Source organism: Coprococcus sp. OM04-5BH (genome assembly GCF_003482105.1).
GTDB lineage: Bacteria > Bacillota > Clostridia > Lachnospirales > Lachnospiraceae > Coprococcus.
The window spans coordinates 100,840-126,304 of the sequence record NZ_QULM01000002.1; the positions used below are offsets into that span (position 1 = coordinate 100,840).

A 25,465-nucleotide genomic window follows, 5' to 3' on the forward strand; every position below is an offset into this window, starting at 1 on the left:
GTTTATACGCTTAGATAACAGCTTCGCCCATGTAATAAAAGCCCTTGCTCTCCACAAGCTTCACATCTATTATCTTTCCTATAAGGGATTCACATCCCACAAAATGTACAAGGGTATTGTTTGAAAGTCTTCCTGTAAGAAGGCTTCCGTTTTCCTCGCTCTTTCCCTCAACCAACACAGGAAGAACCTGTCCGGTAAGTCCTTTTATCTTCTCGGCACTTATCTCCTGTACCCTCTTTATAAGTCTCTGGTATCTTTCATTTATCACAGCCTTGTCATTTGTATCTGTCATGGCAGCTGCCGGGGTTCCGGTCCTCTTTGAATAGATAAATGTAAATGCTGCGTCATATCTGACCTGCTCTACCATATCCATGGTATCATTAAAGTCCTCTTCGGTCTCTCCCGGGAAGCCTACGATAATGTCGGTGGTAAGTGCTATATCAGGTATCCTGTTTCTGATCTTATCCACAAGGGTAAGGTACTGCTCCCTTGTATAGCTTCGGTTCATCTGCTTTAATATACGGCTTGATCCTGACTGTACAGGAAGATGAAGATGTCTGCACACTTTGTCCGAAGAAGCCATAACCTCTATAAGCTCATCTGACAGATCCTTAGGATGGGATGTCATGAATCGGACTCTTTTTATCTTGTCTATCTCAGTAACCCTCTTAAGTAATTGTGCAAATGTTATATTCTCCTTAAGTCCCTTGCCGTAGGAATTAACATTCTGACCCAGGAGCATGATCTCCACAACTCCGTCATCTGCAAGTCTTTTGATCTCGTTTATGATATCCTCAGGCTCCCTGCTGCGTTCTCTTCCCCTTACATAAGGAACGATACAGTAGGTACAGAAATTATTACAGCCGAACATGATATTTACACCGGACTTAAAACTGCTGTCCCTTGTGGTGGGAAGATCCTCCACAATAAGGTTGGTGTCCTTCCATATATCGATGACTGTGCCCTTTGCATGAAAGCTGTTGCAGTATAATTCCGCAAGCTTATATACATTATGGGTTCCAAACACTATATCAACGAATTTGTACTTTTCGCTGATGGTCTGTACCACCTGGGGCTCCTGCATCATACATCCGCACAGGGCTATCATCATGTGGGGATTTGACTCCTTCTCATGCTTCATGATACCCAGATGTCCATATACCTTACGGTTGGCATTCTCTCTCACGGTACAGGTGTTGTATATTACAAAATCTGCTTCCTCGCTGTCGGATCTTTTATAGCCTATGGTCTCAAGTATTCCTGCAAGCTTCTCTGAGTCTCTTACATTCATCTGACAGCCAAAGGTCTTTATGGTACAGGTAAGGTCTCTTCCTGCCTCTTCCCTTTTAAGCTTATAGATCTCTTTGGCCTTTTTTATGAAGTAATACTGTCTTTCCGGCTCATTCGCAGGAACCGGCTCCGTTATGTCAATCTTATCTAAATTGTTTATAATTTCCTTACTGGTCATATCTGTTAATTATCCTTTTTGTTTTTGCGAGATATTTACTTATCGTATTTGCTTATCATGTCTGTGAGGTTCTTCATGTTGTCTGAAACCCGGTCGCTTATATCCATGTAGCGGAACTTCGCCTTTATTTCATTTAAGTCATTCTGCTCAAGCAAAGGAAGCTGCTCCTTGTAGCATGGGTCATCAGTGAAATATAATTTAAGTGCCCTTAAGGCGTCCCTGTAGCCAAGTTCTATCCGGAAGAGTATGTCTTTTTTGGAGTAATTCAATGTACCATCAATAAGGTCTCCCAGATACACACTCGGGTATATCTCTATGAAGTCTGCGTCCTTATAGCCGGATAAATCCTTGGCGTTCTTCCTGCCGCAGCCCACCACGATGATATGTCTGTAGCCATTGTGGTATAATACCTCCACAGGGATATTGTTTGAAAGACCTCCGTCAACCATTTCCTGGTTTTCATAGGTTACCGATTCGTAGAGAAACGGAAGGGCTGAAGCTGCACATAAAAGATCTATGATCTCATCCTTAGGAAGATCGTTAAGCTTATAATAATTCTCTTTCTTTGCCCCATCAGATATTACTGTGGTGTTTATGTATGTGCTGATATTTCCTGCATAGAATTTGTCCAAATCAATATATCTGTTTAGGATATCCACAAGCCCCTTCCGGTTAAAAAATCCCGGCTTGCCGTTAAACATAAGGGATGGATCTGCTTCAAATACTGTTTCGAATTTTATATCCTTCCACACCTTCTCAGGAAGCTCAGGATCCTGCATGTTATAGAGCATGGAATTTAATGCACCTATGGAGGCTCCCGATACAGCCTTTATGCGTTTAAACATATCATACTTGGCAAGTGCCTTTATAACACCTGCTTCATAGGCACCCTTTCCGCCACCACCGCCGAAGCATACGGCGAAGTCTCCTTCCGGTACGACAGCAGTACTCTTACTGTGCTCCATACCGCACATGGACGCCTTTACCTTCTCATCCAGTTCCCTTAATTTTGCCTGAAGCTCGTTATTATCCATATTTACCACCTCAAAATGGCACCATATACTTCTGGTGCCATAAGCTTGTTGACAGACTACGTGTTGCTGCTATTCTCTGATCTGGCCATTGCCATATATTATATATTTCGTGGATGTGAGAGCTAAAAGTCCCATAGGTCCCCTTGCATGAAGCTTCTGTGTGCTTATGCCTATCTCGGCTCCGAATCCGAACATAAATCCATCTGTAAAACGTGTTGACGCATTGACATATACACAGGCAGAATCAATCTCATCAAGAAATCTCTGGGCACTGTTGTAATCCTCTGTGATTATAGCCTCGGAGTGACCTGTACTGCAGTTGTTTATATGCTCCACGGCTTCATCAAAACTGTCAACGATCTTGGCTGATATGATCTTGGCAAGATACTCTGTCTTGAAATCATCTTCTGTGGCTTCCTTTATGTAACTGTCTATTGCCATTGCGGCCTTATCTCCACGTATCTCACAGTCATTTTCCTTAAGATCTGCAACGATAAGAGGAATTGCAAGATCGGCAATGTCCTTGTGGATAACCAGTGACTCACAGGCGTTACATACACCTAAACGCTGAAGCTTTGCATTGTGGATTATAGGTATCGCCTTGTTAAGATCTGCGTATTTGTCGATGTAAATGTGGCAATTGCCTGTACCTGTTTCAATTACAGGAACAGTTGCGTTCTCAACCACATTTTTTATAAGTCCCGCACCGCCTCTCGGTATGAGCAGGTCAACATATTTGTTAAGCTTAAGAAGTTCATTTACAATGGCACGGTCGGTATTTTCTATAAGGATTATGGCGTCCTCTGTAATACCACTTGACGCAAGGGACTCCCTTATTACATTTACAAGGGCGATATTTGAATTGATACAGTCACTTCCGCCACGAAGTATTACCGCATTGCCGGTCTTAAAGGTAAGGGCAAATGCGTCAACGGTAACATTAGGTCTTGATTCATAGATTATTCCGATAACTCCCATAGGAACCCGCTTCTTGCCAATAAGAAGTCCGTTAGGTCTCTTCTTCATATCAATGACCTCACCTATAGGATCTTCAAGGTCTGCCACCTGCCTTAATCCCTCTACTATGCCGTCAAATCTGGAATCTGTAAGCATAAGTCTGTCTACAAGTGCCTCCGGCATGTGGTTTTTTCTTCCATTTTCCACGTCAATCTCATTTGCACTGATTATCTCTGACTTGTGGGCAAGAAGATCCTCTGCCACCTTAAGAAGTGCGTTGTTTTTTTCCGCCTGACCAAGTCTTGCCATTATCCTTGAAGCTTTCTTGGCTCTTGCTCCGATATTCTCTAAATACATGTTATGCTCCACCTCCGGTTATGATCTGCGTCTCTGTGCATAAAGCAGATACTCTAATATCAAATTCTTCTGTGTCTATGTGGTCTATCACCTGAAAGTCATAGGCGAGACCAATGGTCTTAAGATCATGGTGCTCCATAAAATAACGGTCGTAATAACCGCCGCCGAAGCCTACGCGGTTAAGTTTCCTGTCAAATACTATCCCCGGCACCAGCATTACATCTGATTGCTCCGGCACCACTATATCATCAGATACAGGCTCCGGGATATTAAAGCTTCCGGGCTTCAACTGGGAGAAATCCGTGATCCCCACGAAATCCATTTCCTTACCCCGAACTCTTGGGGCGCATACCTTTATGCCCTGGTCAAGGCAGAATTTTATGATGTTTATGGTATCTACCTCTTTATATGCACTGACATAGGTAAATATCCGGCTTATGTCATCAAACACACCGAAATCTCTCAGATTGTTGAATATAAGTGCCGAGTGTAAGCCTATATATTCATTGGTCAATGCTCTTCTTTTTTCTTTGATAGTATTTCTTGCCTGATCTTTATCCATATTAAAATTAAACTCTCTTTGTACTGATTGAAATCAAACTATCGTTGTTTTAATTAAAATCAAACTTTCTTTGTCTTGTCAAATTTGCTCAGATCTGTGATACTGCCATCCTTTTCCTTAATGCTTATGTTGTTAAGAGTGTTTCTCAGGTCATTCTTTATTGCCCACACATACTCCTGCCTGAGAGCCTTCTGCTCTTCCTTTTCAGCCACCGTAAGTCCCGTGGTCTTTGACTTGTGATACAGTTCATTTATTCTGGCTATTTTCTTATCATCCATACTTTTCTACTCCAGATATTCCTTGCTTAATATAAATTTCTCCACATTGAAGTCCTTTTCCTTATGAGACATGAACAATGTGCCTATGTCCTCGCCGTGTAAGAGCCTGTTTATATTATTTAAATCCGCTCCCGACACGATGGCCATATCGGTGTTTGAGTTGGTGGCTATCCTTGCAGCGGCAATCTTGGTGGACATGCCACCGGTGCCGTAGCTGCTCATGGCTCCCTTCGCCATGGACTTAATGTTATCGTCTATTTCCTCTACCACATGGATAAGTTTTGCGTCTGCATGGGTATGAGGATCGTCTGTATAGAGACCGTCTATATCTGTAAGGATTATAAGCAGGTCTGCATGTATCATTGACGCAACTATGGCTGACAATGTATCATTATCTCCAAAGGTAACGCTGTCATCAAGCTCATCTATTCCCACTGTATCATTTTCATTTACAACAGGAACCACATCAAGCTGCAGCAGCTCGTTAAATGTGTTTATGGCATTGTGACGTCTCTCATCTGAGGACACCACGTCAAATGTGAGAAGAACCTGTGCTGCTGTCTTATGATATTCAAAGAAGAGCTTCTGGTAGATCATCATAAGCTGTCCCTGGCCTACTGCGGCACATGCCTGCTTTAAGGACACGGTCTTAGGCTTTCTAAGTAATCCGAGAGCCTTGACTCCCACGCCTATGGCACCTGATGAAACAAGGACTACCTCTTTGCCCTGATTTTTCAGATCGCATATTATCCTTACAAGCTTCTCAAGCTTATCATAGTCAAGACCGCCGGTCTCTTCATGTATAAGGGATGAGGAACCGATCTTTATAACTATCCTGTTTTTATTTTTGAAATATTTTTCTTTATCCATTATATATAATCCTGTCACTTTCCTGTCTTGTGTGTTTTTATTTTTATTCATGTGTATTCTTATATCTTGATATTACAGCCTCCGCTGCCTTTATTCCGTCCACTGCCGCAGAGGTTATGCCACCGGCATATCCGGCACCTTCACCACAGGGGTAAATCAGTCCGTGATATGATGTCATTTCCTCATTTCTGGTTATCCTTACAGGCGATGAGGTTCTTGCCTCGATCCCGCTTATCACTGCGTCATCACAGGCATAGCCCGGCATATATCTGTCGAAGGCCAAAACTCCTTCTATTATAGCATTCTTTATATACTTAGGCAAACAGTCTTTAAGGCTTGCCAGGCGGTATTTTCCCTTGATACAGGGCTTTATATTCCCAAGATGAGATATTTTTTCATCTGTTTTAAAGCCCTTAAAAGTAGTTACCGGAATATCTCCGTTTCCTGCCTTGTATGCCATCTCCTCGTAATGCTCCTGCATGTACATACCTGCCAGAGGATGATCTGAGCCGAAATCCTCGGGAGTGACATTTACTACCACGGCACTGTTTGAATTGTCTGCCATTCTGTCACTGTAGCTCATGCCGTTTACACATAATCTTCCGGACTCCGATGAGGAATTTACAACATAACCTCCGGGACACATGCAGAAGGAATACACGGATCTTCCGTTATCACAGCTATGAGCGAACTTGTAATCTGCGGTAGGCAGAAGCTTCTCATACTCCGGCTTATCGCCATACTTCCCCCGGTTAATGAACTCCCTTTTATGTTCGATCCTGACTCCCATGGCAAATGCCTTCTGTTCCACCTTAAGTCCCTTGTCATACAGAAGTTTGAAGGTGTCCCTGGCACTGTGGCCTATGGCAAGGATAAGCACTTCCGTGTTGTAGGTTGTTATCTGTTCGTCCTTAAGTATGGATAAGTTAAGTGTCCCATCTTCCTTTAAAGTAAAATCCGTAAGCTTTGATGAAAAATTCACCTGCCCGCCAAGCCTTATGATATCCTGACGGATGTTCTTGACTACCTTAGCAAGAACATCCGTGCCTATATGGGGCTTATTTGATACAAGTATCTCCGGATCTGCTCCATACTCTGCAAATGTCTTTAAAACAAAGGTTCTTCTTCCTGACTTATCCTTTATTACTGAGTTTAGCTTGCCGTCAGAAAATGTGCCTGCCCCGCCTTCACCAAACAGCACATTTGATTCAGGGTTAAGGGGGGTGTCGCCATTCCAGAAATCATTAACACATTTTGTCCTGCTGTCCACATCCATTCCACGTTCAAACACTATAGGATTAAATCCCAGCCTAGCCAGCATTAACGCTGCAAATAATCCTGCGGGTCCCATTCCCACCACCACCGGAGGAGCCTTGATGACACTTTCTCCTGTTACCTGTGGGATATATTCAACAGGTGTAGTTAACATAATATTTTTATTGCTTACTCGTTTTAATATACTTTTTTCATTGACATTAAGGATGTCGCAGGAGATGATGATCTTAACATCATTTATCTTTCTATCATCAATGGACAGCTTGGATATCCTGTACTCAGGTACGGTCTTAAGCTTAAGCTGTCTCTTTATCTCAGCCTCAAGGTCTCTATTGGTATATCCGGGTTTAAGTTTTATATTGTTTATCCTTATCATATATGTATTCCTTCTCCGGCTGCCATTCCGGTTATTACTGCCCATGTTATATTGTAGCCTCCGCATATTCCGTCCACGTCAAGAGCCTCACCTGTTACAAAGAGACCATCTAAAAGCTTTGACTCCATTGTTACGGGACTGAAATATGATGTATCTGCACCACCGCTTACAACCTGTGCCTCACTGTAATCTCCATGACCGGTAATATCAAATTCCAGATTTTTAATGGTGTGGGCAAGGTCTGCCGCTTCTTTATCAGTAATATTTTTCACAGGTCTGTTTTCTACACCTGCAATGTCCATGACATATTGTACTGCTCTTTCATTTAACATGCCGTTAAGACATGCAAATACGGTTCTGTCACCATTTGCAGATTTGGAATTTATTATGATTTTTTTTATCTCTTCTTCTGTAAGCTCGGGAACCAGGGATATATATATCTTCACCCTGTGTCCTTCATGAAGACACCTTACTGCCTGGGAACTCAGGTTAAATATCATTATTCCTGACAGATATTCACCGCTTATCTGAAGCTCACCCTGTTCGTGTCCGTATTCTATGTCATCAACTGTAAGCCTTGCTTCGGCAGCAGTACGCAGGCCGTTCATTCCCGATATGTTCCGGCTGCACTTTAACTTACATAATGCCGGATACACAGGGACCATCCTGTGGCCTGTAGTCTCAAGAAGCTTATAGCCTGTATCACTTCCACCGAGACTTTCGTAGGAAGAGCCTCCGGTACTTATAATAAGATTTCTGCACTGATAGGTGCCCTTGTCTGTTGTTACCTTAAAGAGATTTTCTCCATCAATTGAAACATTTTTTATACCGGTTATACCTGTGACCTCTTCCTTAAGCCTAACTTCAATACCGAGGCTTTTTATCCTGTCTGAAAGGCTCCATACCACTGTGGAAGCCTGCAGGGACATGGGGTAGAAATATCCGTTGGTGTCAGTCGATGGAACTCCAAGCTCAAAGAAGAAATCATTTACCCGCCTGTAGCTATCATTGTTTATAATTTCATAAGGAAAAAATTCCTGACTGCTGTTATAGCAGGATATGTCAAAGTGTGCGTTTGATATGTTACATCTTCCGTTACCTGTGGCATATAATTTCCTGCCAAGCTTCTTGTTCTTATCTATTATGAGAACACCGGGAGCCTCATTTGACTGTTTCCCTGATGTATTCTGTTTTATTTTCTCTGCAGCCTTAATGGCAGCCACTATTCCGGAGGCCCCGCCACCTGCTATGATCGCATTATATATCATATGTTCTCCCTGATCCTACCGTCACGTTCCGGCGTGCATCTTTCATGCAAAACCTCCATAACCTGACAGATAAAATCTCTGGTTTTAAAATAAAGTTTCTGACTTCACAGGTTAGATTTTAACATTTTCACTCATATGATTCAAGAAATGAAAATAATTCGTTTAAGGAATTGAAATGCATACCATAGTGTATCCTCACCCTGTCATTTAAAGGGAAAGCGGTCACCTGTATGTCAGTATACATATACAGGTTTTTATCTCCTGTAAGTATGACGGCAGCGCCATCAAGTTCCATAAGATAATACCCATCCACAGCATTTACATTATCATCGTTAAGAACAGTTGTGATATTCTTCATGTCATTACCTATGATTCCCGTAGCCTCCCTGCCTTCGTCATCTGCAATGCTCATCCTCATATAAGGAGTGACGTCCATATCACTTACCTTATGGATCTCACATACGTCAGTGCCGCTTACTCCGGGTATGAAAAATTTAAGGACAAATCCTATTACTGTGAACATTAATGTAATTACGGCACCTATAAGTATCAGCTTTCTCACCACACAAATCCCCTCTTTGTATCCGGATGTTTTGAAAACCTTTTCAAAAAACATATTTTTATCACAATAAGGACAAAGAAAATTCACAAATATATATTATATTATCAACATGAATATTAAATATATTCATTTATTTTCAGTCCTTAAAAGGGCTGATACAATTTTCATATTTGTGACATCGGATATAGAAAATCCTACTCCCCATATTCGATGTCAACCTCCCTCTTAAAATATATACAAAACAAAAAAGGAGCCTCGGCTCCTTTTTTTGTATGCAAAAACATAAATATAATATTGATCAGATCATGGATTTAACCATTTCAATGCATTGCAATATTTGTTTTATTTTAATCTTACTCGTAAGTAACATTTGACTTGTCGTTCTTCTCAAATACGGTAACCCATGTCTTTCCAGGGTTAAGCTTTAACTCTTCCCCATCAGCTGTGTAGTACTTGGTCTGTGAATTAAGACTTGTCTTCTCCCATGTTACAGGTACAATAACACCGTTTGAAGCGTAATATCCGTCACCCTTACCCACAAGGGCAATATCCTGTCTTCCGTAATCATCGATAGTTGAGTATTCAGCAAACTGTATAAGGACATTCTCGTACTTAAGCTGCTCACCTGTCACGTCATCAATATGCTCTTCACCATACTGGAATCTGTAGTAAAGACCATCATCGGAGTGATATTCAAACCAAGGTGTTCTGCTGCTGTCAAATGCAGTTGTGATCTTGTTGGCTGTCTCGCCACCCTCAGGTGTCACAACCTCATCATTGAACTTGAATACGCTTTTGAAATCAGAAGGATGTTCTGTGGAATATCCCTTATATTCAATACCTGCTTTTATCATATCAGTAGTTGTATAAACATTATGTGGTGCTGAGCGGTCTGAAGAACGGTAATATACTGTACTTCCCTCTGCACTTAATCCACTGAGGTCATTTATGCCTGTGCTGTCGATCATATCCTGTCCCTGTGGAGACTGTCCATAGTGAAGATATATGGAATCAAATTCATTGGCAATAGTTACATAATAGTGACGACAGCTTCTGATAGAACCTAACTTCTCTATGTTGTCATAGTCGTTAAAGATTGCCAGAAGTCGTGTGATGCCACCCTCAACAACACATTCATATACTATATCTGCCTTGGATACGTCGCTCTGTGGCATTGCGTCAATGATGTTGTTGATCATTACGCTTATAGGTCTGCCATAAGGAGTTGTCCTTTCGGTATTCCACTCACCGGTAAGATCATTGTAGTAGCCTTCGTGCTGTACCTCTGTAACTGCCTCCGATGTATCTGGAAATTCTGCCTCCGTAATCTCAACAGTAGGCTCCGTCGTAGTTGTTGTTTTTTCTTCCTTGTTTCCACATGCTGCCATGCTGAATACCATAGCTGCTGCTGCGATCACACAACCAAGCTTAAATTTTTTCATAGTCTCTTGTGTATCCTTTCATTGTAAGAATTTTTTTCTGAAGCTTCTCCATAAGAATCCGTTCCTCATCCTCCATATGGTCATAGCCAAACAAATGAAGCATGCTATGTGCCACAAGAAATGCAAGTTCCCGGTGAACAGAATGATTGTATTCTCTTGCCTGCTCGTAAACCTTGTCTATGGATATAACTATATCCCCAAGGAGTAATTCTCCTGATTCCGGATTGAAATAATCCGAAACGGCAGATTCTACAATACTGAAATCTCCAGGAGTTTTATAATCAATCAAAGGAAATGACAGTACATCTGTAGGTCTGTCGATATTCCTTTGCTGGTTATTTATTTCGTGTATTGAGGCATTGTCCGTAAGCAGGACATTCACCTCACATTCGTAGGGACATTCTATGAAATCCAGTGCCCCGTCAATAATGTCATTAATGACCTTTTCATAGTCAGAAATTTCAATATCACCATATTCATTTTCTATAAAATAAGACATATATACTACCTCTTACTTCTTTCGTCAGCGTGATTTTTCCTTGGCTTGCTGCTCTTTCTTTCCGCCTGCTTCTTCTCTCTGGCTGCATTCTTAGATTCATAGGCTTCATATGCATTTACGATCTTCTGTACCAGAGGATGTCTTACAACATCAAGGCTTGTAAGCCTGCACACACTGATCTCGTCCACGTTCTTAAGCACATCCAGAGCAACCTCAAGACCTGACTTGGAATCAAAGGGAAGATCCTTCTGGGAAAGATCTCCGGTTATTATAGCCTTTGAACCAAAGCCTATTCTTGTAAGAAACATCTTCATCTGGGCAGGCGTTGTATTCTGTGCCTCATCTAAAACAATATATGCATTGTCCAGTGTTCTTCCTCGCATGTATGCAAGTGGGGCAACCTCTATAAGTCCCTTTTCCATATTCTTCATGAAGCTTTCTGCTCCCATGATCTCATAAAGGGCATCATAGAGAGGCCTTAAGTATGGATCAACCTTGCTTTGAAGATCTCCGGGAAGAAATCCCAGCTTCTCACCGGCCTCTATGGCAGGTCTGGTCATTATTATCCTTGATACCTCGCCATTCTTAAATGCAGTTATGGCCTTCGCCATGGCAATATAGGTTTTACCGGTTCCGGCAGGTCCAACACCGAATACTATCATGGACTTGTCTATGGCATTAACATAGCTCTTCTGACCATGGGTTTTAGGCTTTACAGGTTTTCCCTGAACAGTGTGACATATTATATCCCTGTCCAGATCCACCAGCTTTTCCGTAGTGTTGTTCACTGTACCTGTAGCCATTGATATGGAATAATCAACCTTCTGGGCGTCTATTATATTACCTCTCTCAGAAAGCTCTATCAACTCGCTCATTACTCTGATGGCCTTGTCTACAGATGTCTCCTCACCTGATATCTTTAACTTGTCATCCCTGAATATCATGGTGACTGAAAATGCTTTTTCGATTTTCTTGGCATTTGCATCAAACTGTCCGAATACATTCTGAACATGATCTGTTGCAACAGTAATAGATTTTGAAATACTTTCCAATTTTCTTTCCTTCTCCTAAGCTGATACTGCCATACGGCATGATCTACTGTTCTGTCGCCGGCACCTCATGAAGCTCCGCAGGTACCCCCGCCTGTGTTACAACCCTTATGGTTCCACTGGCTTTTAATGTTTCGCCGACAGTTATTATTTTAACATTTTTTTCTACTATTTGCACCCCTTTTTCTTGCAAAGTGTCAATATAATAATTCAGGTCACTGTCAGCTATAATCCGTAGCTCCTCTTCTGTATATTTTGCCTCCTTTAAGTTGTATCCGCTGTAGTTATTGTTGATTATATATATGGGGAGATACATTTTATTAAAGAAGCATACCTGGGTCTGCTCCTGCCGCTTCTCAAAGCTTTTACCTGATGGTTCCCCGCCCATATCAAGGCGGAGTCTTCCTACAACGATACTTTTATATTGCCCTGTTTCCCCGGAAGGTTCCTTACTGTAGTAGCTGTAGGAATATGTTCTGTCATAATCAACGTCACAGTAGACATATATGACTCCGGACGCTTTTACTTGTTTTGTCCGGATAGTATCACCGCTATCATCATTTATGGATACGGATCCTGATATAAGTATATCTCCGGCACTCACCTCATCTCCTGCGGAAACCACCGGAGTTCCGTTTGAAGTGATTATGGATTTTATGATACAGTCCCTGTCTGCCACTATGTTACAGTACTCCATGAAATTTTTCTCCACATCGGAGATATTTGCCGAAGCACCGCCATAATTATTGTATACCCTGGCAACCTCCATATCAAGATACAGACAGGTACCTTTTGTGTATACACTTATCCATATTACCTTTGGATATTTTTCCTTTATGAGGCTTTCTATGTGTTCTTTTTCCACATCCTTTTTTAACATTCCGGTTCTGATGTTACAGGTGGCCAGATAGTCTGAAATCTCCTCATTGGTGTAAGCATAGTCTCCTGTGGTGTCAAGACCTGTTATTTCTATCCTCCATATAAACAGATTCTGTATGTATAATATTGTACATACAGACAAAAATACCCCCAGGATCACAAGCTTGTTTCTTATCCTGCGACATATGCAGTTAAGACCACATTCCTCCAGCTTTATGTCAGTGCCGGTTTTCTCTGCTATTTTTACAAGCATTTCTTTATTTTTTATACTTGTGCGAAAGCTCACTTCATCACTGTCGGTCATACTCTCAATACCTGATATCTTCACCCTTTTTAATCTGCATATATTGAAAAACCTCACACTGATTTTACTGTCAATGCTTACAGTCACATATCCCCGAAAAATCATATTTAGATAATCCCACATACTAACTCCCTGAAGTCTTTATATCATTTCATAGGATATGCTGCTGATAAAACCTGTGATTCTTATTTCATAATCTGTGAAATTCTGCAGCATAAGCTTTCTTCCTGTTATGTTTACGATATATTTCTTGCATTTTATTCTTATGTTATCTTCTGAAACACAAATTATCTTCTTGAAATTTTCTATGGATATGAACCGATATGAAAGAACAGTAACTCTTGAATTAGCCGTGAACACATCCTCCGGGATACCGATGTATTCATTTAACCATTTTAATTTAAGCATATATGATACACAGAACATTCCAGACTTTTTCTTTTAAATATATTCCATGACCGGGAAAATAAGAACGAAAAAGCAATAAATCAACGATAAAACACGCTTTGCTAGTTTTATCCGCTGATCAGCAGTCGTCAAATGCAATCATGCAAGCATGTTGCACTTGACTCGTTGCCATAACAAAAAACAGGTGCCATATGACACCTGCTTTTGTAAAAAAATCATTTCACATATTTATACGTCTTATTTATACTTACGCTTTCTAGCTGCCTCTGATTTCTTTTTACGCTTTACAGAAGGTTTCTCGTAATGCTCTCTCTTACGTATCTCCTGCTGGATACCTGCCTTCGCACAGTTTCTCTTGAATCTGCGAAGAGCGCTATCTAATGTTTCGTTTTCTTTAACTATTACGTTTGACATCTCTCACCTGACCTCCCTCCAGTTGTATATTGTGCAACAAAAAAACAACTGTTTGGGTTTTTTAAGCACATGTTGTATTATAGCATAATTTATCCATTCGTCAACAAAAATTTATTAAAATGTAGTAAATTATATGAAATGTCGATAATCCGTGGCTTAAAGCTGTTCTTTTACCACCTCTACAGCCTTGGCTAAGGCCTCGTTAATGCCCTCAGGCTTCTTACCGCCTGCCTGTGCCATGTTTGGACGTCCACCACCGCCGCCGCCTACGATAGCTGCGATCTGCTTGATGATATTGCCTGCATGGGCACCTGCCTTAACAGCGTCATCTGTTGCCATGGCAATAAGATTTACCTTGCCATCAAGCTCTGAAGCCAGAACGATAACCGAACATCCAAGCTTTGATTTGAACTCGTCACCAAGATTTCTCAGTGAGTTCATATCTGTACCAGGAATATTAACAGGAAGAATCTTAACTCCGTTATGCTCAACCACGTTGCTCATAACGTCACCTACAGAATCCTTTGCCATCTTGTCCTTAAGCTTCTTGTTCTCAGCATTTAAGGTCTTTATCTCCTGGAGAAGCTGGTCTATCCTTGCTGCAACACCTGACATGTCTGTCTTGGCTGCCTTTGCTGCGGCAATAAGGTCGCTCTCAGCTTTCTTGTAGTAATCTATGGCTCCTTTTGATGTAAGTGCTTCTATTCTTCTTGTTCCTGCAGCGACACCGGCTTCTGATACAATCTTGAAGGTTCCGATATCTGATGTGTTCTTAACATGAGTACCACCACAGAGTTCCCTTGAGAAGTTACCTATGGATACAACTCTTACTGAGTCTCCGTACTTCTCGCCGAAGAGAGCCATCGCCCCTGTCTTTTTAGCCTCATCAAGAGTCATGATATTGGTCTCTACATCTATTGCTGCTTCAATCTCATTATTTACAATGTCCTCAACCTCAGCTATTTCTTCCTTTGTCATAGCCTGATCATGAGAGAAGTCGAAACGAAGTCTTCCCGGCTCAACAAGAGAGCCTGCCTGCTCAACGTGATCTCCGAGAACCATCTTGAGTGCCTTCTGGAGAAGGTGTGTTGCTGAGTGGTTGTTACATATAAGAGCTCTTCTTTCTGCGTCAACCAAAAGGTGCGCAGGATCACCTACATTGAGCTCGCCTGACTCAACATATCCTATATGGGCGATCTTACCGCCTACAACCTTAACTGTATCCTGAACTACAAATGTACCGTTTTCTGTCTTTATTATACCTGTATCTCCGATCTGACCACCCATGGTAGCATAAAACGGAGTTTCAGAAAGGATAACAGAAGCCTGCATACCCTCAGATATTGTATCAACTATAGCAGATTTCTTCTTGTCACCTTCTGTGATATCTGTTGTAAGTGCATCGATCTTCGAATCATCCTCAAGCTTGTCATAGCCTGTAAATGTTGAAGTCATATCTACCGGAAGCTCCTCATATATGGTAGCGTCAGCACCCATATATGTCGAAACCTTACGTGCTTTTCTTGCAGTCTCACGCTGGATGTTCATGCACTCTGTGAACTTCTCTTCGTCTACTGTGAAACCGTCATCCTCAATGATCTCCTTTGTGAGGTCAAGAGGGAATCCATATGTGTCATAGAGTTTGAAAGCATCCTCACCATTAAGAACTGTCTTGCCGGCAGCCTTAAGCTCCTCTGTATATTTCTTGAGGATAGCAAGACCTGTATCTATAGTCTTATTGAAGCTTTCCTCTTCCTTTTTGATCTTGTTGAAGATATATTCCTTCTTCTCTCCAAGTTCAGGATATGCGTCCTGCGAAACCTCAATAACTGTATTTGCCAGTTCTGTAAGGAACTGACCCTCTATTCCCAGAAGTCTTCCGTGTCTTGCAGCACGTCTTAAGAGTCTCCTTAATACATAGCCTCTTCCCTCGTTTGAAGGTACAATACCGTCAGATGTCATGAATGTAACGGATCTGATGTGATCTGTAATAAGACGGATGGAGACATCCTTCTTGGGATCCTCAAGATATGTCACATGAGCCATATCACATACCTTATCTCTTAATGCCTTGATAGTATCAACGTCAAATATGGAATCTACATCCTGTACAACTACTGCCAGTCTCTCAAGACCCATACCTGTATCTATATTCTTCTGCTCAAGCTCTGTATAGTTATTGTGTCCGTCATTGTTGAACTGTGTAAATACATTGTTCCATACCTCCATGTATCTGTCACAGTCACAGCCTACGGTACATCCGGGCTTGCCACATCCGTACTTCTCGCCTCTGTCGTAGTAAACCTCTGAACATGGACCACAAGGACCTGCACCATGCTCCCAGAAGTTGTCTTCCTTGCCAAATCTGAATATCCTTGATGAATCTATGCCTATCTGTTTGTTCCAGATATCGAAAGCTTCATCATCGTCCTGATATACTGATGGATACAGTCTGTCAGGATCAAGTCCCACAACGTCTGTAAGGAACTCCCATGTCCAGTGTATAGCCTCGGTCTTGAAATAATCGCCAAATGAGAAATTACCCAGCATTTCAAAGAATGTACCATGTCTTGCTGTCTTACCTACATTCTCGATATCACCTGTTCTGATACACTTCTGGCATGTGGTAACACGTCTTCTTGGTGGTATCTCCTGCCCGGTGAAGTATGGCTTAAGTGGTGCCATACCTGAATTGATGAGAAGTAAGCTGTTGTCATTATGTGGAATAAGTGAAAAGCTGTTCATCTTAAGATGTCCCTTGCTCTCAAAAAACTCCAAAAACATTTTTCTTAATTCATTTACGCCGTAATATTTCATTACATTTTCCTCCAACTATTGGCACGGCTCATAAAGTGATGGCGTGCTTTCCTTTTTTCATGTGTCAGTTGACACTTTCCTATGAACAACCGTCCATTTGATTTTTGATTTTCCTTTTTATCTTCTATCTGATAACTCCTTGGTTATATCATCCCAGGTGATGCCCTGTTCAACCATGAGCACCATAAGGTGATAAAGGAGATCAGATATTTCATATTTTGTTTCCTCTGTATCAGAGTTCTTGGCTGCCACAAGCACCTCGGTCACAGCCTCACCAAGCTTCTTTAAGATCTTGTCCGTACCCTTGTCCAGAAGATAGTTCACATATGAACCTCTCTCAGGATTTTTCTGTTTATCCTCAATATACTCGTACTCATCCTCGAATACCTTAAGAGGGTTTGTATCATCATACTGCTTTTTAACAAGATTTGTAAAGAAGCAGTTATGGCTTCCGGTATGGCAGGCTGCACCAATCTGTGATACTCTGGCAAGTATAGTATCCTTGTCACAGTCAAGATCCAGAGACTTAACATATTGGAAATGTCCCGATGTCTCTCCCTTGGTCCACAGTTCCTGTCTGCTTCTGCTGAAATAGCACATCTTACCGGTCTCGATGGTCCTGTTAAAGGACTCCTTATTCATGTATGCCAGCATAAGAACCTCACCGGTCTTGTACTCCTGGACGATGCATGGTATAAGTCCGTCTGAATTTAACTTAAACTCGTCAAATGAAATTGTTGACTCAAATACAGTAACAGGAATATTTTCTTTCCTGCACTCCTGCTTTATCTGCATTATATCCATCCTTGACAGATTATACAATGATACTGACTCCGCTTCTGTTTCATCAAGAAGAGAAGCTACCTCACTGCCCTCTGTGGAATAAGAGGACACTATAACAGGAAGGCCAACCAGTTCACGTATCTCCTTAACTATATTCACATAATCCGGCACCTCATTATTATGGAGAAGCAGTAGTTCTCCGGCTCCAAGGCTCTTTAATTTCTTGGCATAAGCCACAGGATCATCGCACTCTGTAAGATCTATGGTGACGATTATCCTTCCTGAACCGAAGCTGTCCGCCGCCTCTGTTACAAGTGCAGGATTGTTCAGAGCTGCCGATTTTATACACACCTTTGAGGCTCCCGCATAGAGAACCCGCTTCACATCATCTATAGTTTTAATTCCGCCGCAGGCAAGAAGTGGAATATCTATATTCTTGCAGATATCTCTTATGGTGGATATATCCGCCTCTCTTCCTTCTTTTGTTGCCTTACTGTCGAAGAAAGCAACCTCGTCCGCACCTGCGTCATTGTAGTATTTTGCCATGCCCACCGGATCATTAAGATCAAGACATGGGATAACCTTTACGTTGTTCATATTATCACTCCTCAGATTATTGAACATCAGCCCATTAAAATTTGCCTTCGGCAAAGGGCTGACGCTACATGTCAAGTTTTCATATAAAACTTGACACAATCACAGAACATCAGCCCATTAAAATCTTTCATTTAAATCTTAATGGTGCTTCCTCTTTAATGTTATAACGAACCCTTTGTTGAAAGCAGCTTTCCCTTAAGTCTCTCGTCTATTGAGGTTGCCTCATCAAGAGCCTTGGCAAATGCCTTAAATGCCGCTTCTATAATATGATGGTCGTTCTCTCCTGAAAATTGTTTAAGGTTAATATTCATCTCAGCAGCATAGGATACCGCATAGAAGAACTCCTTAACCATCTGCGTATCAAAATATCCCACTTTCTCAGTGGAGAGATTAAGATCGTATACAAGATAAGGTCTGCCGGACAGATCTATGGCACACATGACCAATGTTTCATCCATAGGAAGAAAGAAATTACCGAAACGCTTAATTGACTTCTTATCTCCCAGGGCACCCTTGATGGCCTTGCCAAGCACGATACCCGTATCTTCTATTGTATGATGGCAGTCCACATAGAGATCACCCTTTACAGTCAGATTAAGATCAAAGAATCCGTGTTTTGCAAAACTGGTAAGCATATGATCAAAAAATCCAATACCTGTGTTTATCTTTGAATTACCGCTTCCGTCCAGGTTCAGTTCAAGACTGATGTCTGTTTCGCTGGTCTTTCTGGTACATTTCACTGCTCTGTCAGCCATTATCCTTATCTCCTTAATATTTTTTATTTAAAAGTGCGGTTATACAATCTGTATAACCGCACATAATTATAGCAAAGTAATCAATATATATCAAATAATTCTTTACTTACTTTGATTTTTGCCACAAAAATAACCTTATTTACCGTCAAATCTTACTGCAATAGAGTTGGCATGGGCAGTAAGCTTCTCAGACTTGGCAAATGTCTCGATATCCTCATGTACTGCCTCAAGAGCTTCCTTTGAGTAGTAGATTATTGAAGACTTTTTGATGAAATCATCTACTGAAAGCGGTGAGAAGAACTTAGCTGTTCCGTTTGTAGGAAGTACATGGTTAGGACCTGCGAAGTAATCTCCAAGAGGCTCTGATGAATATTCACCGATAAATATGGCTCCCGCATTCTTTATCTTAGTCATAACCTCAAACGGATTGGTTGTCACTATCTCTAAGTGCTCGGAAGCAATATCGTTTACTGCGTCAATGGCGTCTTTAAGATTGTCTGCAAGAAGGATGTATCCGTAAGTATCTATTGACTTTCTCATGATCTCCTTACGGGACAGGGAATCAATAAACTTGTCAACCCATATGGAAACCTCATCTGCCAGCTTACTTGATGTGGTAACAAGGATTGCTGACGCCATCTCGTCATGCTCAGCCTGTGACAGAAGATCCGCGGCCACATATCTTGGATTGGCAGTTTCATCCGCAAGTACCATTACCTCTGACGGGCCTGCTATGGAGTCAATGCTTACATGTCCGTATACGGCTCTCTTGGCAAGGGCAACGAATATATTTCCGGGACCTACGATCTTATCAACCTTAGGAATCGACTCTGTACCATATGCCAGTGCTGCTATTGCCTGGGCACCGCCTGCCTTGAAGATCTTGGTGGCACCTGCTTCATTTGCAGCTACAAGAGTTGTAGGATATACCTTTCCTTCACTGTCACATGGAGTAGTCATGTATATATTCTTAACTCCCGCAACCTTTGCAGGCATGATGTTCATGAGAACTGATGAAGGATATACTGCCTTTCCTCCGGGAACATATACACCAACAGACTCAAGGGCACTTACCTTCTGGCCTAACAGTATTCCGCTTTCATCTGTATCAAACCAGCTGTACTGCTTCTGCTTCTCGTGATATACCCTGATATTCTCTTTTGCCTTTCTGATAACATCAAGGAGTGCAGGATCAACCTGTGTATATGCGTAATCAATCTCTTCCTTTGTAACAAGGATATTGCTTTCATCTATATCTGCCTTGTCAAATTTCTTGGTGTATGAGAACAGAGCCTTGTTGCCGTTATCTCTCACATCATCAACTATAGCCTGTACAGTTGCTGCATAATCGCCATAGTTGTTAGGGCTTCTCTTTAAAAGGCTGTTTAACAGATCCTTCTTTGTATCATTGTTTAATTTTACTATTCTCATTTTTGTTCCTCCGATCCTGTACATCAACCCATTTAATAATATGTGTCTTCGACACCAGGTGCTTCCTCCGGCAAAGGGCTGACGTGCCTTTTTTTACATCTGTCTCTATTAATTTATTTTTTGTTCGTTGCTCTGTATCAGATTGTTAAGGTCTGCAAGAAGCTTTCTTATCCTCTGGTTTTCAAGCTTAAGACTTACCTGATTTACTACCATTCTTGCTGAAAGCGGACATATTTCTTCAAGAACAGTAAGCCCGTTCTCCTTTAAGGTGCTTCCTGTCTCCACAATATCAACGATAACCTCTGACAGTCCCACAATAGGTGCAAGCTCCACGGAGCCGTTAAGCTTGATGATCTCTACCGTCTGGTTTTTCCTGTTATTAAAGTAATCCTTTGCTATGACAGGGTATTTGCTGGCAACCCTTATGATTTCATTTTTCTTTAAAAGCTCTCTTGCTGACTCAGGACCGCACACGCACATTCTGCATTTGCCAAAGCCCAGATCCATAACCTCGTAGAGATTTCTTCCCTCTTCAAGGATGGTATCCTTTCCCACAACTCCTATATCCGCTGCACCATACTCCACATATGTAGGTACATCTGTTGCCTTTGAAAGGAAAAATTTAAGCTTCAATTCCTCATTTACAAATATAAGCTTTCTTGTATCCGGATCCTTCATCTCATCACAGGTTATACCTATCTGCTCCAAAAGTGATAATGTTTTCTTGGCAAGTCTTCCCTTAGCCAATGCAAATGTTAAATATCTCATATATATTCCTCTTATTCTTCTTTATTATCTAACATCAGTTATTTTGTGACAGGTCAAAAACCTGTGTTCTGTTGTTTTCCTCTACGAAAATAAGGCTTTCAAAATTCTCCCGTCTGCCGTACTCCACATATTCCTCCAGAGACTTTCTGGTCGACTTTCTTATAAGCTCCACAGATCTTCCATCTGCACGCTTCTTCATGGCAAATGCAATAGCTGCCTCTTGGTTTTCTATTTCATAAAGAACAATGGAGTCGGTACGTTCAACCGGTATCTCTATGTCCTGTCTGTTCATGGCGTTCATAAGCTCGTCAACCTTAAAGGCAAAACCTATGGAAGGTGCGTCCTTGCCAAACTGCTTAAGAAGATTGTTGTATCTTCCACCTGTTACTATGGCGTCACCTGTACCGTAGGTGTAGCCCCGGAAGATGATCCCTGTATAGTAATTGTATCCGTCTAACATGGACAGGTCAAAGCCGATATTTGTCTCATAACCATAATAACTAAGAGCCTTGTATATACGTCTTAACCTTTCACACGCCTGTACAGACATATCATTTGCCACATAAGATATGGCTCTGTCTATCATTTCTTCACCGCCAAACAGTGAATCAAAGGCAAGGAATGCTTCCTTAATGTTATCCGGCACATTTAATTCCTTAAGGTACTCTGAAAGTCCGAAGAAATTCTTGATATTTATATATTCCTTGATCCTTACTGCCGTCTCTTCGCTTATGCCCGACTCTTTTACCAATCCCACGAAGTAATCCATGGAACCTATCTCGATCTGAAAATCCTTTATGCCGATCTCCTTAAAGCAGTCGATAACTGTTGATATGATCTCAGCGTCTGCAGCAGTTGAATCATCATTTATAAGCTCCGCACCTATCTGGGTGGTCTCCTTCAGCTTACCCTGGAGCTTAAGGGTGTTGATGTATGTATTTCCTGTATAACACAATCTCACAGGAAAATCCTCATCCGCATAATACTTTGCCACACATCTTGCGATACTCGGAGTTATATCCGGTCTAAGCACAAGGGTATTGTTATCCCTGTCAAAGAACTTGTACATTTCATTTGAAGGAACAGAGCCCTTGTCTCTGTTAAATATATCGAAAAATTCAAATGTAGGGGTTTCTATATCATGATAACTGTACAGCTTAAGTACATGGTGGAGTTTAGCAAGAAGATTTCTTTTTTTCTCACACTCTGTACCATATGTGTCCCTTACGCCGTCCGGTGTCTGTAATAGTTTGTCCTGCATTTCAATAGTCCTCCTGATTTTTGATCATGTTTAGAAGCTTTACTTTAACAAATTAAAGTGATAATTTGATACTTCAATAAAACGTGTAAATTATATTAGACAAAACTAATTTTGTCAATAGTATTATCTTGATAATAAATCTCGGCTTAAACATTCAAGATAATGGACCATGGCTCCGTTCTTTCCCTTGATGAACCAGTCCTTTGAAAGCTCATCATACCTGAAGTTCTTAGCATGTCCGTCTTTTACCCTGTCCACATAGCCCTTGATCTCACTGTATCTCATATAATAGAACTCATTCCTGTGGGTAAATAATATTATGAGGAACGCAATCCCCTCCTGTTTCTCAAAGTTTTCCATAAATTCAAGCTGGTGATCATGGATATTCTGCAATGAGAACACATCCTTGCTGCATTCCTTTGCGTCAAAGCAAATGGGAACTCCCTGACACACCCCAATATAATCCACTGTGGAATCCTTCTCGAAGTACGCCAGAGTTATCTGGCTGCTTTCCTTATCTATCTTTATGGGGGTTATGGGTGTGGGGATTTTCTGCACAAGAGCAAGTCCCTTTTCCTTATAGTATTCATTTGTATAATTAATAAGCTCCTCCAAGGTAGAACCTCGTAAGCCTCTGGAATTCCAAGTTGCCATTAGAATAAATCCTTACAGATCCTGTTATAATGATCCGGAAAATCTGCCTTGATGGTTTTGCCGGACATGTATGACAGTTCATTTTTAATATCTCCGAACACATACTCGCCACATATGAGAAGCTGATTTTTTAGTCCGTATCTGTCAGCGAAATATCTGTTTACCCTTTTGTCACCATATTTTCTGTCACCTATAAGAGAATATCCAAGGTGTTTAAGCTGGGCTCTTATCTGATGGGACTTACCTGTTATAAGCTCCACCTTCACCAGAGTATAGCTTCTGTTACATGCCACCGGGGTAAATATTGAATGTATGTACTCACTTCCCGGAGTCTTATCACGGGAAACTACAGCCGTGTTGTTTTTCCTGTCTTTGGTTATATATGCACTGCTATCTATTGTTTTTCCGATTTTTCCCGATACTATGGTGTAGTAAAATTTATGAAGAGTCCTATCCTTTATTATCTCTGAAAGGCACCTGCTTCCCATAAGGGATATGCCGGCGGTTATAAGCCCTTCGGTATTCCTGTCAAGCCTGTTGCACACAGAGGGCTTAAAGGTTTCAAGACTTTTTAAAGTTATGATATTGTTATCCAGAAGAAAATCTATGATAGCCTCGTTTATGGAGTAGTCGCCATTGTCTGCCTTCTGGGACAGCACCCCTGCAGGCTTGTAGGCAATAAGGATGTTGTCATCCTTATATACAACATCAAATTTGATCTTCCTGTCCCTGCCGCCATATACTTCGGCTGATGGAGCATTGCCGGAGTCTTTACGCCTGTCTGTATCTGATACTGCCGGACTCTCATATCCGGCGTTTTTTCTGAATTTGCTGATGGTTTCATCACTTAAGAAGATCTTAACAACGTCTCCGTCCTTAAGGATTTCCCTACCGTCAGCCTTTCCTCCGTTTAATTTTATATTCTTTTTTCTGAGCATTTTGTAGATAAAGCTGTCGGGGGCTGTATTAAGATATGTGGAAAGCAGCTTGCTTAAACGCTTGCCTGCTTCATTTGCCGATACGATTATTTCCTGCATTTATAATCCAAGCTCCAGTATTTTCTTCTTTACTCGTCCGTCCTTATTGACGAAGTCCTCATGAACGTTCCTGACACCACATGCCTTTTTGATAAAATCCTCAAGGTCTGTGGTTACAACCGCAAGATAAGGCTTAGGTGTCTGTTCAAACACCTTGTCTATAGCTTTCTTTAATTCGTTCTTATCCTTTATCTTCGAATTAAAGCTGCCGTTATAGTAGAATATCATCCTGCCATCCCTTACAAGCACAACAGGAAAATATATCATTCCCTCATATCTGCTGATACTCACGTCATATAAAAGATCTCTCCTTATATCCTCAGGAATCTCAGTCTCAGTCCTTTTATACTCCTCCTCTGTAAGCCAGTGGAACTTACCACAGAGGATAAGGGCAACCACCTGCTTTGAAAATGGAAGAGCCGTAAGTATCGGTACTATGATCATTACTGTCTTTGTTGTGCCAAAAAGAAAAAGGGACAAAGCAACACCGGCAACTATTATGATACCGGTGCTTATTATGCTTATGATGACTTTCTTCTTATGTCTTTTAAGATATCCGTATTGTCCTCTGTCCATTAAAAGCTCCTTGTCTAGTTAAAAAACTTGAGTATGACTGATGTAGGTATAACTGATGTAAGACCTCTGAAAGCATTCATGGCTACGCCGTATACCGACATTTCCTTACCGTGATATGCGTCTGTAAGGGCTTTTCTTACTACGTCTTCAGGTTTAACAAGAAAATACTTCTTAACAGGTATCATCTGGGCGTACACCTGCGCCCTGTCGAAGAATTCCGTATCTACAGGTCCCGGGCATACCGCTGTAACCGTTACTCCCTTTCCTGCCATTTCCTGATTTAAGGCCCTTGAGAAGCTTAATACCAGTGACTTTGTTGCTGCATACACTGCAAATGAAGGCTGCGGCATAAATGCTGCCGATGAAGCCATGTTTATGATATTTGACGGATATGTCATATATGGCAGTGAGATATGGGTCATTGCAATTAAGGCACGGCAGTTAAGGTCTACCATATCAACAGAGTCCTCATAACTTATCTTGTCCACATGTCCCATAACTCCGAAGCCTGCTGCATTAACAAGAACTCTTATGCCTGCGTGCTGTCTTTCAAGAAGCTTCTTGTAGAAATCAATATCACTCTGCTTACTGAGATCAAGAGTAAGTACTCTTACGGTCTTATCGCTTATTTCCTTTATCTCCTTTTTAAGATTGTCAAGTCTGTCTGTTCTTCTGGCTATGATCCATATCTCCTGAACAGTCTTGTAATGTCTGGCAATCTGTAATGCAAATTCTCTTCCAAGTCCTGAGGAAGCGCCTGTTATCACTGCTATCTTTTTCATAT

25 protein-coding genes are annotated in these 25,465 nt (G+C 41.4%); all 25 read right to left on the reverse strand.

The genetic code is table 11. The features are described from left to right. Positions 1-10 precede the first annotated feature (10 nt). Positions 11-1,468 (reverse strand): tRNA (N6-isopentenyl adenosine(37)-C2)-methylthiotransferase MiaB, encoded by a 1,458-nt coding sequence (gene miaB, locus DXB54_RS05950; RefSeq protein WP_118694563.1) that lies wholly within the window; start codon positions 1,466-1,468, stop codon positions 11-13. Positions 1,469-1,503: 35 nt separating this feature from the next. Next, on the reverse strand, positions 1,504-2,502 hold the full coding sequence (locus DXB54_RS05955) for a patatin-like phospholipase family protein (protein WP_118694564.1): 999 nt from the start codon (positions 2,500-2,502) through the stop codon (positions 1,504-1,506). A gap of 69 nt (positions 2,503-2,571) precedes the next feature. Further along, positions 2,572-3,816, reverse strand: a complete 1,245-nt coding sequence (locus tag DXB54_RS05960; protein WP_118694565.1) for a glutamate-5-semialdehyde dehydrogenase — start codon at positions 3,814-3,816, stop codon at positions 2,572-2,574. 1 nt (position 3,817) lies between these two features. Then, the gene (locus DXB54_RS05965; RefSeq protein ID WP_118694566.1) at positions 3,818-4,378 is read right to left on the reverse strand and encodes a 5-formyltetrahydrofolate cyclo-ligase; all 561 of its coding nucleotides are present in this window, start codon (positions 4,376-4,378) and stop codon (positions 3,818-3,820) included. Positions 4,379-4,437: 59 nt separating this feature from the next. Next, entirely contained in the window at positions 4,438-4,656 is a 219-nt protein-coding gene (locus tag DXB54_RS05970) for a DUF896 domain-containing protein (RefSeq protein ID WP_118694567.1), read from the reverse strand. Between the two features lie 6 nt (positions 4,657-4,662). Beyond that, positions 4,663-5,526 carry a glutamate 5-kinase gene (gene proB, locus DXB54_RS05975; RefSeq protein ID WP_118694720.1) on the reverse strand — a complete coding sequence of 288 codons (864 nt, stop codon included), beginning with the start codon at positions 5,524-5,526 and terminating at the stop codon, positions 4,663-4,665. A gap of 43 nt (positions 5,527-5,569) precedes the next feature. Next, positions 5,570-7,222, reverse strand: a complete 1,653-nt coding sequence (locus DXB54_RS05980; protein WP_330426358.1) for an NAD(P)/FAD-dependent oxidoreductase — start codon at positions 7,220-7,222, stop codon at positions 5,570-5,572. After that, positions 7,174-8,445 (reverse strand): aminoacetone oxidase family FAD-binding enzyme, encoded by a 1,272-nt coding sequence (locus tag DXB54_RS05985; RefSeq protein WP_118694569.1) that lies wholly within the window; start codon positions 8,443-8,445, stop codon positions 7,174-7,176. Before DXB54_RS05985 ends, DXB54_RS05980 begins: the two co-directional genes overlap by 49 nt. Before the next feature lie 127 nt (positions 8,446-8,572). Continuing rightward, positions 8,573-9,010, reverse strand: coding sequence for a hypothetical protein (locus tag DXB54_RS05990; RefSeq protein WP_118694570.1), 438 nt, complete (start codon positions 9,008-9,010; stop codon positions 8,573-8,575). A gap of 350 nt (positions 9,011-9,360) precedes the next feature. Next, complete coding sequence (locus DXB54_RS05995) at positions 9,361-10,449, reverse strand: DUF3048 domain-containing protein (RefSeq protein WP_021939156.1); 1,089 nt, start codon at positions 10,447-10,449, stop codon at positions 9,361-9,363. Continuing rightward, entirely contained in the window at positions 10,436-10,948 is a 513-nt protein-coding gene (ybeY, locus tag DXB54_RS06000) for an rRNA maturation RNase YbeY (protein WP_118694571.1), read from the reverse strand. Before ybeY ends, DXB54_RS05995 begins: the two co-directional genes overlap by 14 nt. 5 nt (positions 10,949-10,953) lie before the next feature. After that, entirely contained in the window at positions 10,954-12,000 is a 1,047-nt protein-coding gene (locus tag DXB54_RS06005; RefSeq protein WP_243104764.1) for a PhoH family protein, read from the reverse strand. A 43-nt stretch (positions 12,001-12,043) separates the two neighbouring features. After that, complete coding sequence (locus DXB54_RS06010; protein ID WP_118694572.1) at positions 12,044-13,303, reverse strand: sporulation protein YqfD; 1,260 nt, start codon at positions 13,301-13,303, stop codon at positions 12,044-12,046. 18 nt (positions 13,304-13,321) lie between these two features. After that, positions 13,322-13,588: a YabP/YqfC family sporulation protein gene (locus tag DXB54_RS06015; protein ID WP_021939152.1), complete on the reverse strand. Its 267-nt coding sequence runs from the start codon at positions 13,586-13,588 to the stop codon at positions 13,322-13,324. A 237-nt stretch (positions 13,589-13,825) separates the two neighbouring features. Continuing rightward, complete coding sequence (gene rpsU / locus DXB54_RS06020) at positions 13,826-14,002, reverse strand: 30S ribosomal protein S21 (protein WP_021939151.1); 177 nt, start codon at positions 14,000-14,002, stop codon at positions 13,826-13,828. 156 nt (positions 14,003-14,158) lie between these two features. Next, a complete protein-coding gene (gene alaS / locus DXB54_RS06025; RefSeq protein ID WP_118694574.1) occupies positions 14,159-16,819 on the reverse strand; it encodes an alanine--tRNA ligase in 2,661 nt (886 codons plus the stop codon). A 117-nt stretch (positions 16,820-16,936) separates the two neighbouring features. Continuing rightward, a complete protein-coding gene (hisIE, locus tag DXB54_RS06030) occupies positions 16,937-18,199 on the reverse strand; it encodes a bifunctional phosphoribosyl-AMP cyclohydrolase/phosphoribosyl-ATP diphosphatase HisIE (protein ID WP_118694575.1) in 1,263 nt (420 codons plus the stop codon). Positions 18,200-18,360: 161 nt separating this feature from the next. Then, a complete protein-coding gene (gene hisB, locus DXB54_RS06035; RefSeq protein ID WP_118694576.1) occupies positions 18,361-18,954 on the reverse strand; it encodes an imidazoleglycerol-phosphate dehydratase HisB in 594 nt (197 codons plus the stop codon). Positions 18,955-19,089: 135 nt separating this feature from the next. Then, the gene (gene hisD / locus DXB54_RS06040) at positions 19,090-20,385 is read right to left on the reverse strand and encodes a histidinol dehydrogenase (RefSeq protein ID WP_118694577.1); all 1,296 of its coding nucleotides are present in this window, start codon (positions 20,383-20,385) and stop codon (positions 19,090-19,092) included. Positions 20,386-20,493: 108 nt separating this feature from the next. Continuing rightward, positions 20,494-21,153 carry an ATP phosphoribosyltransferase gene (gene hisG, locus DXB54_RS06045; RefSeq protein ID WP_021939146.1) on the reverse strand — a complete coding sequence of 220 codons (660 nt, stop codon included), beginning with the start codon at positions 21,151-21,153 and terminating at the stop codon, positions 20,494-20,496. Between the two features lie 34 nt (positions 21,154-21,187). Beyond that, the gene (hisZ, locus tag DXB54_RS06050) at positions 21,188-22,414 is read right to left on the reverse strand and encodes an ATP phosphoribosyltransferase regulatory subunit (protein WP_021939145.1); all 1,227 of its coding nucleotides are present in this window, start codon (positions 22,412-22,414) and stop codon (positions 21,188-21,190) included. Between the two features lie 123 nt (positions 22,415-22,537). Beyond that, positions 22,538-23,068: a Holliday junction resolvase RecU gene (locus tag DXB54_RS06055; RefSeq protein WP_021939144.1), complete on the reverse strand. Its 531-nt coding sequence runs from the start codon at positions 23,066-23,068 to the stop codon at positions 22,538-22,540. Then, on the reverse strand, positions 23,068-24,105 hold the full coding sequence (locus DXB54_RS06060; protein ID WP_118694578.1) for an RluA family pseudouridine synthase: 1,038 nt from the start codon (positions 24,103-24,105) through the stop codon (positions 23,068-23,070). Before DXB54_RS06060 ends, DXB54_RS06055 begins: the two co-directional genes overlap by 1 nt. After that, positions 24,106-24,681 (reverse strand): hypothetical protein, encoded by a 576-nt coding sequence (locus tag DXB54_RS06065; RefSeq protein WP_021939142.1) that lies wholly within the window; start codon positions 24,679-24,681, stop codon positions 24,106-24,108. It abuts the gene before it with no gap. Positions 24,682-24,695: 14 nt separating this feature from the next. Beyond that, on the reverse strand, positions 24,696-25,463 hold the full coding sequence (locus DXB54_RS06070; RefSeq protein ID WP_021939141.1) for an SDR family NAD(P)-dependent oxidoreductase: 768 nt from the start codon (positions 25,461-25,463) through the stop codon (positions 24,696-24,698). Positions 25,464-25,465 lie beyond the last annotated feature (2 nt).

What these genes read in the sequence shown, in the direction of transcription:
- miaB (WP_118694563.1), bottom strand. Translation starts at nt 1,468, where the DNA reads ATGACCAGTAAGGAAATTATAAACAATTTAGATAAGATTGACATAACG.
- DXB54_RS05955 (WP_118694564.1), bottom strand. Translation starts at nt 2,502, where the DNA reads ATGGATAATAACGAGCTTCAGGCAAAATTAAGGGAACTGGATGAGAAG.
- DXB54_RS05960 (WP_118694565.1), bottom strand. Translation starts at nt 3,816, where the DNA reads ATGTATTTAGAGAATATCGGAGCAAGAGCCAAGAAAGCTTCAAGGATA.
- DXB54_RS05965 (WP_118694566.1), bottom strand. Translation starts at nt 4,378, where the DNA reads ATGGATAAAGATCAGGCAAGAAATACTATCAAAGAAAAAAGAAGAGCA.
- DXB54_RS05970 (WP_118694567.1), bottom strand. Translation starts at nt 4,656, where the DNA reads ATGGATGATAAGAAAATAGCCAGAATAAATGAACTGTATCACAAGTCA.
- proB (WP_118694720.1), bottom strand. Translation starts at nt 5,526, where the DNA reads ATGGATAAAGAAAAATATTTCAAAAATAAAAACAGGATAGTTATAAAG.
- DXB54_RS05980 (WP_330426358.1), bottom strand. Translation starts at nt 7,222, where the DNA reads ATGGGCAGTAATAACCGGAATGGCAGCCGGAGAAGGAATACATATATG.
- DXB54_RS05985 (WP_118694569.1), bottom strand. Translation starts at nt 8,445, where the DNA reads ATGATATATAATGCGATCATAGCAGGTGGCGGGGCCTCCGGAATAGTG.
- DXB54_RS05995 (WP_021939156.1), bottom strand. Translation starts at nt 10,449, where the DNA reads ATGAAAAAATTTAAGCTTGGTTGTGTGATCGCAGCAGCAGCTATGGTA.
- ybeY (WP_118694571.1), bottom strand. Translation starts at nt 10,948, where the DNA reads ATGTCTTATTTTATAGAAAATGAATATGGTGATATTGAAATTTCTGAC.
- DXB54_RS06010 (WP_118694572.1), bottom strand. Translation starts at nt 13,303, where the DNA reads ATGTGGGATTATCTAAATATGATTTTTCGGGGATATGTGACTGTAAGC.
- DXB54_RS06015 (WP_021939152.1), bottom strand. Translation starts at nt 13,588, where the DNA reads ATGCTTAAATTAAAATGGTTAAATGAATACATCGGTATCCCGGAGGAT.
- rpsU (WP_021939151.1), bottom strand. Translation starts at nt 14,002, where the DNA reads ATGTCAAACGTAATAGTTAAAGAAAACGAAACATTAGATAGCGCTCTT.
- alaS (WP_118694574.1), bottom strand. Translation starts at nt 16,819, where the DNA reads ATGAAATATTACGGCGTAAATGAATTAAGAAAAATGTTTTTGGAGTTT.
- hisIE (WP_118694575.1), bottom strand. Translation starts at nt 18,199, where the DNA reads ATGAACAACGTAAAGGTTATCCCATGTCTTGATCTTAATGATCCGGTG.
- hisB (WP_118694576.1), bottom strand. Translation starts at nt 18,954, where the DNA reads ATGGCTGACAGAGCAGTGAAATGTACCAGAAAGACCAGCGAAACAGAC.
- hisD (WP_118694577.1), bottom strand. Translation starts at nt 20,385, where the DNA reads ATGAGAATAGTAAAATTAAACAATGATACAAAGAAGGATCTGTTAAAC.
- hisG (WP_021939146.1), bottom strand. Translation starts at nt 21,153, where the DNA reads ATGAGATATTTAACATTTGCATTGGCTAAGGGAAGACTTGCCAAGAAA.
- hisZ (WP_021939145.1), bottom strand. Translation starts at nt 22,414, where the DNA reads ATGCAGGACAAACTATTACAGACACCGGACGGCGTAAGGGACACATAT.
- DXB54_RS06055 (WP_021939144.1), bottom strand. Translation starts at nt 23,068, where the DNA reads ATGGCAACTTGGAATTCCAGAGGCTTACGAGGTTCTACCTTGGAGGAG.
- DXB54_RS06060 (WP_118694578.1), bottom strand. Translation starts at nt 24,105, where the DNA reads ATGCAGGAAATAATCGTATCGGCAAATGAAGCAGGCAAGCGTTTAAGC.
- DXB54_RS06065 (WP_021939142.1), bottom strand. Translation starts at nt 24,681, where the DNA reads ATGGACAGAGGACAATACGGATATCTTAAAAGACATAAGAAGAAAGTC.
- DXB54_RS06070 (WP_021939141.1), bottom strand. Translation starts at nt 25,463, where the DNA reads ATGAAAAAGATAGCAGTGATAACAGGCGCTTCCTCAGGACTTGGAAGA.